The following is a 12,366-nucleotide window of genomic DNA, read 5'->3' on the forward strand; positions in this document are numbered from 1 at the left end:
ACTCAGAAGTGAAACGAAATAGCGCCGATGGTAGTGTGGGGCTTCCCCATGTGAGAGTAGGACATCGCCAGGCTTTAGTTTTATTTTCACTTTTTCGAAAAGTGAAGACAAAAGCGGACACTTGCTTATTAAAGCGAGTGATACCACTGCGGAGTGGTAGTTCAGTTGGTTAGAATACCGGCCTGTCACGCCGGGGGTCGCGGGTTCGAGTCCCGTCCACTCCGCCACTTATTTGAGCGTCGTCTCAATAAACACGAATCACAGGGGTGTAGCTCCAATTGGCAGAGCAGCGGATTCCAAATCCGCGTGTTGGGAGTTCGAATCTCTCCACCCCTGCCATACTCTAAAGCCTCAGCAGTAATGCTGGGGCTTTTTTGCATCTGAAGAAAAGAGAATCTGACTAGTTGGAGAGTTGTCGATTCCTCTGATACCAAAGTATCGGGGGATTGAAAGTTCATATCTCCGGGATATTGGTCCACTTCACCTATCCCCCATGTTCATAAGCTCTGGCTTAGGTCAGGGGCTCTTTTATTCCTAACGTATAGTTTCGACGTCAGGTGTATGTTTATCCAACGAATATGGCATACCTTTGCTTCAGATAGTTTTATTTTCTAGTAATGTAATTATTAAATGTTGATGTATCGCTTTGCTCTTTCTGTTTTACCTTCGAATTTTCATAACGCTTTTTCTTCGTTATCGAGCACATCTGATTCACAATCTATTGAAAGGTCAGTGGTTACATTGGCTTGGATGATTACTGACTTGGTTCCTGTTATCATCATGCATTGATGCTAATAATTAGGAAGTAAGTTTATGCCACATTTTCGATTCCGTGCTGTAGAGCCACAAGCTGTTCAGGCATTATCAAAACCTCTTACGGATGAACTTCAGCCTCTAATGGACTGTCCGCGTGAGGATTTTACTTTTGAGTATATCTACACTACGTTTTTCAATGAGGGTGAGGTGAGTGCTGCATATCCTTTTGTCGAAGTGCTTTGGTTCGACCGTGGCCAGGAAGTGCAAGATGAAGTTGCCAAGCTTATTACGCAACAAGTGCGCGGTATCGCTGGTGCCGATATTGATGTTGCAGTTATCTTTTCCGCCTTATCTCCTAAAGCTTATTACGATAATGGCGAACACTACTAAAGGTTAAAGGCTATGAGGCTGAGTTTCATTGTAACTTTGGGTTTATGTTTCTCAGCTTCAGTATGTTCTACTCCTTGGGAGTCTGCGGTTAATCCTACCCGAAACTCTTCCTCCTCTATTGGTAGTTATGCTAACGGTTGTTTAGATGGTGCATTACCCTTGCCTCTCGATGGCGTTGGTTATCAAGTCTTACGTAGTAAAACGAAGCGCTACTATGGGCACCCTAAAACGATAGAGTTTATTGAAAATCTGGCGCTTAAAGCTCATCAAAATCTCAACACCACTCTGCTAATTGGTGATTTGTCTTTACCTAGAGGTGGAAGGTTCTCCTCTGGTCATTCTAGTCATCAAACCGGGTTAGATATCGATATCTGGTTAAGACTTGCTGACCAACCGCTTTCTTATAACGAATTACAACTTCCTAAACCCATGAGTGTGGTGGATTTAAAAGGTGATTCCATACTTAATCATCGCTGGGAAGAGCGGCACTTTAAGCTAATTCGGTACGCTTCAAAAAGTAAGGATGTTGCACGAATTTTTGTACATCCTGTTATTAAGGAGCAACTTTGCTTGCAAGAAAACGGCAAAGATCGTTCTTGGTTACGTAAAGTACGTCCATGGTGGGGGCATCATTACCACTTTCACGTCAGGTTATCTTGTCCTGATTCGAGCGACTATTGTGTTGATCAAGCACCACCTCCAGTAGGTGATGGTTGCGGTGCTGAGCTTGCAAGTTGGGCCCCGAAAGCAAAACCTACTGATCCCCCTCAACGGGTAAAAACAACCTCTAAGCCCAAACGAAAAAAAGTCGTTCCACCTCAATGCTTGCCGCTTATCAATCCTAATTAGTGTTACTCTTCAGGTTTATCTGTACTTGGTGATCTCTTTTATGAAACTGGAGAAACATCATACTTTTGTCTACATTGAATAGTACCAATACAAAAACTAACCCAATCAGTTTTGGGGACATATTATAGAAATCTAAATTAAACAAAGAGTTGTAGTATGGGTAAGTTGTAACTTCTCTGTTTAGAAAAAGATCTTTCGTCACGATACTCTGGTTTCTTAGCAATATGTCTGTCAGTTGGCTAAAAAGCGATAACAACGCAGACAAGTGTGTAAGGCAGGGATATCCCCTTTTCCTGTTAGAAGAGTAAATCAAGGACAAAACCATGACTATGATTTGTGCAAAAGAATTTGCAGAGTGGTTAAGACACAGATTTAGCAGTGATACTAAAGGAGTCTCTTTGACTCGAGAGGATGTGAATCACCTGACTGGGCGTCAACGCCTTGATCCGGGTTTTGTTAATGATGTGCATTATGAGCTGATGCAATATGGAATGGCTTTCGTTACTGATACGAGCCGAGAAAACTTTTATTTAATACCTGTTTCTCAAGCGGAGAATTGGCGTGAGAGACTAGAGTATCATTTTGAAAAAGAGCTATTCTGCAATATTATCCCTATTGAAAAATCAGGTTGAGAAAAGGTTCAACTTTGATGTCAAAGTTGAACCTAATTGCTCTTATGCTAACCCTTGAATAATCACGAATTTTTCAAGCAACTGCTCTTCAGTTTCGACATGGTTCGGATCAGTGATTATGCATTTTGTAATTGGACACACTGACTGACAGGTCGGCTTTTCGTAATGCCCCTTACACTCTGTACATAGCGCTGGATCAATTTCGAAAATGCTCTCTCCCATACTGATTGCCCCATTGGGGCATTCGGGATCACACATGTCGCAGTTAATGCATTTATCAGTAATGAGCAAGGCCATGGTTACTTACCAGTCGGGTTACGGGTGTCCTGCCCTGAGTTTAGATTACGCATTAATAGGCCATATTCTAAATCTAGCTCTGCTGGTACTGGAATGAATACAAAGTGACCGTTTCCTTTCGCGTCTTCAATAGACTCTGATTTGCGGTTTTCCATTGCCTCTAGCGTGAAAACAATATTGCCTTTTGGCGTCATTAGTTCAAGGCTATCACCGACAAGAAACTTATTTTTTACTTCTACTTCAGCCATGTCACCACGACGTTTGCCAGTGAATTCACCAACAAACTGTTGAGCATCAGAGACTGAGTAACCGTAATCGTAGTTTTGGTAAGTATCGTGTGTATGACGGCGTAGGAAGCCTTCAGTGTAGCCACGGTGAGCTAGGCTTTCTAGTGTACCCATTAGGCTTTCATCGAATGGTCGACCTGCTACTGCATCATCAATTGCTTTACGATAAACTTGAGCGGTACGTGCGCAGTAGTAGAACGATTTAGTACGACCTTCAATTTTCAATGAGTGAACACCCATCTTAGTTAAGCGTTCAACGTGCTGAACCGCTCGTAGGTCTTTAGAGTTCATGATGTAAGTACCATGCTCATCTTCGTAAGCCGCCATTTTTTCTTCTGGACGGTGCGCTTCAGAAAGCAGAACGACTTCATCTGTTGGTTTGCCGCGACCAATTGTGGTTTCAGGACGCTCGTCTTGTACTTCGACAGGCTGTGCTTCCGTCGGGTCGAATTTCTCTACGATGTCACCAGCGTCGTTTTCTTTACCCTCTTCAACTTTGTATTCCCAGCGGCATGCGTTAGTGCAAGTGCCTTGGTTAGGGTCACGTTTGTTGATATAGCCAGAAAGTAGGCAACGACCAGAGTAAGCCATGCATAATGCACCGTGAACGAATACTTCAAGCTCAGTTTCAGGGCAATGCTCACGAATTTCTTCGATTTCTTCTAGAGACAGCTCGCGAGAAACGATCACACGTTCCACGCCATTCGCTGCCCAGAACTTAACGGTCGCCCAGTTTACAGCGTTTGCTTGTACAGAAAGGTGAATTGGCATTTCTGGGAAAGCTTCACGAACCATCATAATTAGGCCTGGATCTGACATGATCAATGCGTCAGGACCCATCTCTACGATTGGCTTAAGATCACGGATGAAGGTTTTTAGCTTCGAGTTGTGTGGTTGAATGTTACATACCACATAAAGCTTTTTGCCTAGGGCGTGGGCTTCATCGATACCGATTTTTAGGTTCTCGTGGTTAAACTCGTTGTTACGTACGCGAAGGCTGTAGCGAGGTTGGCCAGCGTAAACTGCATCTGCCCCGTAGGCGAATGCGTAACGCATGTTTTTCAGGCTGCCCGCTGGAGATAGTAGCTCAGGCACGAATGCTTTCTCAGTTGTCATTGCTCAATTCTCTTTTATCTGATCACAAGTCAGGCCAATTCCACCTAATGGAAATGGGGCGCAAATTTTACGTCAAAATGTGAACTGTGACTAGGGTAATTGTGCTTCAGATAGAAAAAAAGCCCTCAAAAAAAGTGAGGGCGTTATGGTTAACCTTTATACAAAATTAAGCGTTAGGATTCGGTAAGCCGCCTAGCGCATCGTATAGGTTGGGAAGGAAAGCACTGAACTCTCCACACATTAGAGAGAAGTCTGCATCAAATCGAGCTGCTTGATCTTCACGTGGAATATCATCGTTTTGATCTTTCAATTCATCAGAGAATTTTAGACGTTTGATGCCCGCATCTTCCGTCATAATGAACTCAATACGATCTTGCCAATTAAGCGCAAGTTTCGTCACGACTTTATCCGCAGCGATGTGGTTGCGGATTTCATCAGTGGTTAGCTCTTGCTTCTTACAGCGAATCACACCACCTTCTTCAAGTACGGATTTTAGCTCAGCTTCGTCCATCATGCTGATACCTTGAGGTGTGTCACCGCTTTTCACCCACTCGGTTAGCGTAGTTTCAATCGCCACTTCTGGAATAGCAGGAACAACAGGTAGACTACCCATGGTTTTACGAAGCAATGCTAATACATCTTCTGCTTTTTTATAGCTGCTTGCATCAACAAGGATAAAACCTTCTTTTGGCATGATGAGCACGTGAGTGTGGCTGCTGCGGCTGAATGCGCGCGGCAGTAAATCCATTACGATGTCATCTTTCAGGTTGTCTTTCTCTTTCTTCTTCAGAGGACGACCTTCTTGCGCTTCCATTGCTTCTACTTTTGCATTCAATGATTCTTTGATCACAGAGGCAGGTAGCATTTTCTCTTCTTTCTTGGCGCAAATCAGAATGCGGTTTTCTGACACGTGAGTCATCATATCGCCATGTCTACCCATTGCACTGACCCAGCCAAATTTCTGTTTGTCTTGACTGCCACACGGGGTGAATCGGAATTCAGACAGCTGAGTTTCTAGTTGTTCGGCGTTAAAGGTAACCTCGCGGTTAACGCGGTATACCAGACAGTTTTTAAACCACATAAATCTTCTCTAGGCTTGATGACAAGGGACTAATCATAGGGAATTTTTGTGCTGATGTCTTAATAGAAATGAAAAATATCCGAATGAACCTCAAAAGAAAGTTATATGAAAATTTGTTTTCAAAGGTCACAAAAGTGTCATAATTGGTAGTGATAATGCTTATGCAAAGAGAGGCGCTTTGTCTCTTAAATTCATTAGCTCAACGAACATAAGGTTACTCAATTATGTCTAGAAGGATTCTGGTTGTTGAAGACGAAGCTCCTATTCGCGAAATGCTGTGCTTCGTACTTGAGCAGAAAGGTTACCAAGCGGTAGAAGCGGAAGATTACGATACTGCAGTAACCAAACTGGCTGAACCCTTCCCTGATTTAGTTTTACTGGATTGGATGTTACCAGGCGGTAGTGGCATTAACTTCATCAAACATATGAAGCGAGAGGAATTAACGCGCAACATTCCAGTTGTGATGCTTACCGCTCGTGGTGAAGAAGAAGATAAAGTGCGCGGTTTAGAAGTCGGTGCGGATGACTACATTACTAAGCCATTCTCTCCTAAAGAGTTGGTTGCACGCCTAAAAGCGGTGATTCGTCGCGTTACCCCTACTGCACTAGAAGATGTAATTGATGTACAGGGATTGAAGCTTGACCCTGTATCGCACCGTGTTACGGCTAATGATGCGCCATTAGACATGGGTCCAACAGAATTTAAGATGCTTCATTTTTTCATGACGCATCAAGAACGCGTATACAGCCGTGAGCAGCTATTAAACAATGTTTGGGGCACTAACGTGTATGTCGAAGACCGTACGGTCGATGTTCACATTCGCCGCCTGCGTAAAGCATTGGAAGCTGCAGGGCATGATAAGCTGATCCAAACTGTTCGTGGTGCTGGATACCGCTTCTCGACGAAGGCATAAATGAACACGCAGCTTATCGGTACCATTTCTGGAGTTATGAGTGGTTGAAAGATTAACGTGGAAAAAGCTGGCCTGGGAGCTGGCTTTTTTTTACACCCCATGGGTGATAGTAGGTTGGATATTCGGTTATATGCCGTGGTTGCTTTTGGCTGCTACGGCATTGCAGCTTGTGTGGCATTTGCATAACCAAGTACGTTTATCTTCTTGGTTATGGGATGAAAAACGCCTCACGCCACCATCTGGTAGTGGTAACTGGGAATCTTTGTTCAATGGGTTGTATCGCTTACAACAGCGCCAACGCCGTAAACGAAAAGAGCTTACTAATCTTATTCGTCGATTCCGAAATGGTGCAGAATCGCTACCCGATGCCGTAGTGGTATTCCGTGCTGAAGGTAATATTGTTTGGTGCAACAAGCTGGCTCAGCACTTACTGGGCTTCCATTGGCCAGAAGATTCAGGTCAACCTATCTCCAATCTCATTCGTACACCTGATTTTATCAAGTACCTCAACAAGAAAGACTTCTCAGAGCCATTAGAAATGCGTTCACCACTCAACGTCGAACGCATGCTGGAATTGCGTATCGTACCGTATACCGAGGGTGAGCACTTGATGGTAGTGCGTGATGTGAGCCAATTAAAACAACTTGAGGGAATGCGTCGCAACTTCTTTGCCAACGTATCTCATGAACTGCGTACACCAATGACGGTGCTACAAGGTTATTTGGAGATGACAGAAGACCCTGATATGGTCGTGGGTCCAATGTGGAGCAAAGCTCATGGTGTCATGACGGAGCAGCTCAACCGCATGAACAGTTTGGTGAACCAACTACTGACACTATCTAAAATTGAAGCGGCACCTATGCATGAACTTGAGGAAGTCGTGAATGTGCCTGCGATGCTTGAAGTGTTAGAAAAAGAGGCAGTTAGCCTTAGTGGGGACAATCAACATAAATTGAAATTTGATGTTGATGCTAGCCTACGCGTGTTGGGCGATGATGACCAGTTACGTAGTGCTATCTCTAACCTCGTTTATAATGCCGTCAAATACACGCCGCCTGGTGCAAACATTAATGTTCGCTGGTTCCAGACCTCTCAAGGCGCATGCTTAGAGGTGGAAGATAGTGGTGATGGTATTGAACTTCAGCACCTACACCGACTTACCGAGCGTTTTTATCGAGTGGATAAAGCAAGATCACGTGATACTGGTGGAAGTGGTTTAGGGCTAGCCATTGTAAAACACGCGCTGAGTCACCATGACTCTCATTTAGAAATTCACAGTGAAGTAGGTGTGGGCAGTAAGTTTTCTTTCGTATTGCCTGAGCGTTTGGTGGTGAAATAATGGCTTTACGATTGGCAAAAACATTCAGTTTATTCGCGCTTGTTTGTTCTTTTATTGCTGCCGCTCAAGATAAACCATTGCCGACTTATCATAAAACGACGGGGATTGTCGGGAACTTGCTCTCTGTTGGCTCCGATACACTTGCGGGTATGACAACGCTTTGGGTTGAAGAGTTTAAATCCATTTACCCGAATATTAATGCGCAAGTCCAAGCATCTGGCTCTTCTACTGCCCCCCCAGCATTGACCGAACAAACAGCTCAGTTTGGTCCCATGAGCCGCCCTATGCGTTTAAGAGAGGTTGAAGCGTTTGAACGTGAACATGGCTACAAGCCAACTGCGCTCAGGGTCGCCATCGATGCAATCGGTATTTTTGTTCATCAAGATAATCCAATTCAAGGGCTTAACTTTAGTCAGTTAGATGCTTTGTTTTCTGCCACGCTGCGCTGTGGTGAAAGTCAATTTGTCACAAACTGGCAGCAACTCGGTCTTGAATCACAGTGGGCAAAGCGAAACGTCCAGTTGTTTGGTCGTAACTCCGTTTCTGGAACTTACGGTTACTTCAAAAGCAATGCCTTGTGTGGCGGCGATTTCAAGACCCGAGTTAACGAGCAGCCAGGCTCCGCGTCAGTTGTGCAAGCTGTAGCGTCAACCATCAGTGGAATTGGTTATTCCGGTGTCGGTTATCGAGTGGCAGGCGTGCGCTTAGTCCCTGTGGCTAAAATGGGAAATGACTACGTGACTCCAACGCGAGAACATATTGTTAGTGGTAAGTACCCACTATCACGTTACTTATATGTTTACGTGAATAAGCACCCTGATTACCCATTAACACCAATTGAAGCTGAATTTATTCGCTTTATCTTTTCTGCTCAGGGACAAGCGTTGGTTGAGAAAGATGGTTATGTGCCCATTACGGCAGATTTTGCAGAAGAAGAGTTAAAAAAAGTCGGCCTGTAAGCCGACTTTTTATTTAGGTATGAAGAGTACGAGATCAGAAAGTGAGTGTCCACTTCGCGCTGTCCCAACGTTCTTGTTCTTCCTGTAAATCCGCGTGAAGTAATTTATTGTTTTCTAGCCATGCTTCATCTGTGCATGTGAGAATCCATTCGTCATTTTTGATAGATAAGGTGATATCAGGCAATGGATCTTCATTACGCTGCCCATTTAATACGATAGAAAGTCGTAATATTTTGATGAGGCTTATAACGTCACTCTGTTTATAGAGGTTGAAATCTGGTAGTTCTTGCAATTTGAGCGCTTTACGCTGGAAGCGAGCTAATGTTGCAAGCACTAATTGCTGCTCACGGTTGAAGCCTTGTAGGGTGGAGTGCAACAGAATATAAAAAGAGTGGCGATGGAAACTACGCAAGTTAATACTTAATCCGACTTCATGAAGCAACGCTGCCCACTCTAGTAAGTCAAATAACTCACTCTTTTTCTTAATGCCTAGTTCAGAGCGTACCTGACATAACATCTCACGTGCATGCCCCTTAACACGAGCGGCATGCTCTAAGTCGACCCGGTGCTTGTTGGCTAAATTTTCTGTGGTGCGCATGCGAATATCGGAGCGTGCAAAACGTTCTTCCATTTCGTACAACAGGCCTTCGCGTAGAGCACCATCGGAGAAAAACATCTGCTCAATGCGAAGCGCTTTGAAAATCGCGGACAAAATCGCTACGCCTGCTGCGAATACGGGTTTACGTTCTTCTGTTAGACCCGCCAGCTCAATATCTTCAATGGAATCAAATTTACACAGAGTTTCGATAAGTGTATCCAGTCGACTCGCTGTGATCAGGCCATCTTCAAAACCTAATCCTACTAGCACTTCTTGAATCGCCTTGATGGTTCCTGATGAGCCGAGAGCAATATCCCAGCCCTTTTTACGATATGTTGAAGCGATGGACTCGAGTTTTTGTTCGGCAGCTAACATCGCCTTGCTGAAGTTTTTTCCTGACAGTTTGCCGTTTTTAAAGTATTGCTCTGTAAAACTGACGCATCCCATCTGTTTACTGTTGAGAAGCTCAGGCTCAAATTCTTGTCCAATAATCATCTCGGTACTGCCGCCTCCGATATCGATGACTAGTTTGGAGTTGGATTCTACTTGAGTGTGCGCGACGCCTAAGTAAATCAGGCGGGCTTCTTCTTCTCCAGGGATAATTTCTATTGGGAAAGGCATCACTTCTTTCGCACGCTCGATGAAAAGGTGGGCATTTTTAGCGCGTCTTAGTGTGTGTGTGGCGGCGATACGTACATTTGACTCATCAAGCCCTTGCAGCCTCTCAGCGAACATGGCTAAGCATTCTAGCGCACGCTCCATTGCGGCGTGACTTAAGTTCAATTCACTGTCGAGTCCTGATGCTAAGCGAACACGTTGTTTATGACGACTAACCAGTTGTAGGTCACTGCCGACAACTTTGGCCACCACCATATGGAAACTGTTTGAGCCGAGGTCTATCGCGGCAATGTAGCGAGTATCTTGTTCAAGTATTTGAGGCATCTGAATTTTGTTTTCTAGTTTGCTTTTCTATATTTTTAAGATAGTCATAGATAGCGATTTGAGAGCGAACTTTTTTGCGATTACCTCGTGGTACGTAAGCGTTACTCATTTCTTTATCTATTAAACGAGCCTTTACTGTATCGGTAAAATGGATATTCGTTATATCAATAATTCTCTGTTTCAAACGTGGATCACGGACTGGTACTGCTACCTCGATACGGTGATCAATATTTCTTGTCATCCAGTCTGCGGAGGAGATATAAACTTGCGGATCGCCATCATTGTGGGTGATCACCACGCGAGGGTGCTCAAGAAAGCGGTCAACAATACTGATGATGCGAATATTGTCGCTGATCCCCTCAATGCCCGGTACTAATGAGCACATGCCTCGAATGATCATGTTTATTTTTACACCGGAAGTACTTGCTCCATAAAGCTTATTGACGATGCCTTTATCGACTAGGTTATTGACCTTGATCGTAAGAGCGGCTTTTTTCCCTAGCTTGGCATTCGCAATTTCATTATCGATTAAGCGGTAGATTTGGGTTCGAGAATTACGAGGAGATACCATAAGGTGATTGAACTTCACTGGTCGGTATGGATTCTCAATGTAACCGAAGACATTACGGACTTCATTAGTGATTTCTTGATCTGCCGTAAGCAGGGAGAAGTCGGTATAAATTCGTGCCGTCTTCTCATGGAAGTTGCCTGTGCCGATGTGTGCGTAGCGAATAATTTCTTCACCTTCACGGCGGCTAATCATCAGTAGCTTTGAGTGAATCTTAAGACCAGGCGCACCAAAGATGACGTGCACACCCGCTTCGGTTAATACTTTTGACCATTCGATATTGGCTTCTTCATCAAAGCGAGCTTGCAGTTCGACGACCACAGTGACATTTTTTCCGTTGTGCACCGCATCAATTAAAGAGTTCATCAAGCGAGAATCTTTCGCGACGCGATAAATGTTAATCTTGATACTAAGTACTTTGGGATCGAAGGAGGCTTGGCGCACTAACTCACTAATGTGGTCAAAAGTGTGGTAGGGATAATAGAGCAGAATATCTTTCGCTTTAATCGCGTCAAAGCTGTTGGCATAACCTTCGAAATCGGCACATTTCATTGGCGGGAGAGGTTTATTTTCAAGATATTCTCGTCCAACATTTGGAAAGCCGATGAAGTCTTTAAAGTTGTGATAGCGTCCGCCGGGGATAAGGTTATCGTAGTTAGAGATATTAAGTTTGTTACACAGAAACTCTAACATTTGAGGCGGCATATCGCGTTCGTAGACGAAGCGAACGGGCTTTGCTGTCAGTCGCTGATTGACACCCTCTGACATTTGTTCAAGCAAGCTGTACTCGATTTCATTGCGTAAATCGTATTCAGCGTCACGCGTCATTTTCATCGCATAGCCGCTAAGCTCATCATAATCAAAAAAGCCTTTGAACAGCTCGTCCAAACAGTGGCGGATAATATTATCAAGTAAGATGATGGTTTTTCGGCGCTTTCCTTTCTGTTCTGGTACCATCACAAAGCGGGGAAGGTGATCGGTCGGAATTTCGATCAGAGCGTACTGGTAATGTTCTTGTTTACGCAGTTCTACGGCGATGTAAGCGTACTCGTCTTTGAGAAATTGCAGAACATCGATCTCGTCTTTCATTAGGAGGGGAGTGATATGCGGCATTACCTCTCTACGGAAGTATTTTGCGATCCACTTTTGTTGCGATTCATCCAGTTGTTGTTCGTTGACCAAGAAAATGCGACGTCGTGCCATTTCTCGAATCAATTCGCTGTAAAGCTCATCAAATTGTTCGTTAAGCTTTAGTGCTTTCGACTGCATTTTGGTTAACAGTCGTTTAGGGCTATCACTGCCACCGCGCTCTTGGCTGATTAGGATTCTGCGCTTCACGTCCGCAAAGCGTACTTTGTAAAATTCATCTAAATTGTTGGAAAAGATCCCAAGAAAGCGAATACGTTCGATCAAAGGGACGGTTTTATCGGCAGCTTCTTGTAATACTCGTTCGTTGAAAGACAACCAACTCAGTTCTTTTTCTATATATAGTTTTTCTGCGCTCATAACCTTACCTAGCCAAAAGTGAAGTAATACGTACTCATCTTGGAAAAATGGATGAGTGAGAACATTATGAGATTTTCATTACAGATTTATTTCATACCACGCATTGCATAAGAGTTGTATTCTTTTCAGGTG

The 12,366-nt window shown here is 44.0% G+C and carries 11 protein-coding genes and 2 tRNA genes; 8 read left to right on the plus strand and 5 right to left on the minus strand.

Annotated features, from left to right (window positions below; translation table 11 throughout):
- The first annotated feature begins 150 nt into the window (after positions 1–150).
- The 5 genes from R7044_RS17350 (at position 151) to R7044_RS17370 (ending at position 2,627) form a co-directional block, all read left to right on the plus strand.
- A tRNA-Asp gene (locus tag R7044_RS17350) sits at positions 151–227 on the plus strand.
- A gap of 35 nt (positions 228–262) precedes the next feature.
- Positions 263–339, plus strand: a tRNA-Trp gene (locus tag R7044_RS17355).
- A 474-nt stretch (positions 340–813) separates the two neighbouring features.
- Positions 814–1,146 (plus strand): DUF1904 domain-containing protein, encoded by a 333-nt coding sequence (locus R7044_RS17360; RefSeq protein WP_005381768.1) that lies wholly within the window; start codon positions 814–816, stop codon positions 1,144–1,146.
- 12 nt (positions 1,147–1,158) lie between these two features.
- On the plus strand, positions 1,159–1,995 hold the full coding sequence (gene mepA, locus R7044_RS17365; RefSeq protein WP_213870991.1) for a penicillin-insensitive murein endopeptidase: 837 nt from the start codon (positions 1,159–1,161) through the stop codon (positions 1,993–1,995).
- 323 nt (positions 1,996–2,318) lie between these two features.
- Positions 2,319–2,627 carry a hypothetical protein gene (locus R7044_RS17370; RefSeq protein ID WP_005381765.1) on the plus strand — a complete coding sequence of 103 codons (309 nt, stop codon included), beginning with the start codon at positions 2,319–2,321 and terminating at the stop codon, positions 2,625–2,627.
- A 42-nt stretch (positions 2,628–2,669) separates the two neighbouring features.
- On the opposite strand, the gene R7044_RS17375 is transcribed toward R7044_RS17370, so the two are convergent.
- From R7044_RS17375 to rdgC, 3 genes are all read right to left on the minus strand, one after another.
- Positions 2,670–2,924 carry a YfhL family 4Fe-4S dicluster ferredoxin gene (locus R7044_RS17375; RefSeq protein WP_005381763.1) on the minus strand — a complete coding sequence of 85 codons (255 nt, stop codon included), beginning with the start codon at positions 2,922–2,924 and terminating at the stop codon, positions 2,670–2,672.
- A 2-nt stretch (positions 2,925–2,926) separates the two neighbouring features.
- Positions 2,927–4,327 carry a tRNA 5-hydroxyuridine modification protein YegQ gene (yegQ, locus tag R7044_RS17380; RefSeq protein ID WP_005381754.1) on the minus strand — a complete coding sequence of 467 codons (1,401 nt, stop codon included), beginning with the start codon at positions 4,325–4,327 and terminating at the stop codon, positions 2,927–2,929.
- A gap of 166 nt (positions 4,328–4,493) precedes the next feature.
- A complete protein-coding gene (rdgC, locus tag R7044_RS17385; protein ID WP_005381753.1) occupies positions 4,494–5,408 on the minus strand; it encodes a recombination-associated protein RdgC in 915 nt (304 codons plus the stop codon).
- 224 nt (positions 5,409–5,632) lie between these two features.
- Here rdgC and phoB point away from each other — a divergent pair, with 224 nt between their 5' ends.
- The 3 genes from phoB to R7044_RS17400 are packed head-to-tail and all read left to right on the plus strand — an operon-like array spanning position 5,633 to position 8,620.
- Positions 5,633–6,322 carry a phosphate regulon transcriptional regulator PhoB gene (phoB, locus tag R7044_RS17390; protein ID WP_005381752.1) on the plus strand — a complete coding sequence of 230 codons (690 nt, stop codon included), beginning with the start codon at positions 5,633–5,635 and terminating at the stop codon, positions 6,320–6,322.
- 40 nt (positions 6,323–6,362) lie between these two features.
- Positions 6,363–7,661: a phosphate regulon sensor histidine kinase PhoR gene (phoR, locus tag R7044_RS17395; RefSeq protein WP_213971403.1), complete on the plus strand. Its 1,299-nt coding sequence runs from the start codon at positions 6,363–6,365 to the stop codon at positions 7,659–7,661.
- Entirely contained in the window at positions 7,661–8,620 is a 960-nt protein-coding gene (locus tag R7044_RS17400) for a PstS family phosphate ABC transporter substrate-binding protein (RefSeq protein ID WP_005383668.1), read from the plus strand. The genes phoR and R7044_RS17400 overlap by 1 nt, the downstream gene beginning before the upstream one ends.
- A gap of 34 nt (positions 8,621–8,654) precedes the next feature.
- Here the strand turns inward: R7044_RS17400 and ppx are convergent, their stop codons facing one another.
- Positions 8,655–10,160 (minus strand): exopolyphosphatase, encoded by a 1,506-nt coding sequence (gene ppx / locus R7044_RS17405; RefSeq protein WP_033905789.1) that lies wholly within the window; start codon positions 10,158–10,160, stop codon positions 8,655–8,657.
- Positions 10,144–12,234 (minus strand): polyphosphate kinase 1, encoded by a 2,091-nt coding sequence (gene ppk1, locus R7044_RS17410; RefSeq protein WP_213971404.1) that lies wholly within the window; start codon positions 12,232–12,234, stop codon positions 10,144–10,146. The genes ppx and ppk1 overlap by 17 nt, the downstream gene beginning before the upstream one ends.
- Between the last annotated feature and the right edge of the window lie 132 nt (positions 12,235–12,366).

It is taken from the genome of Vibrio sp. 1402 (genome assembly GCF_033340275.1).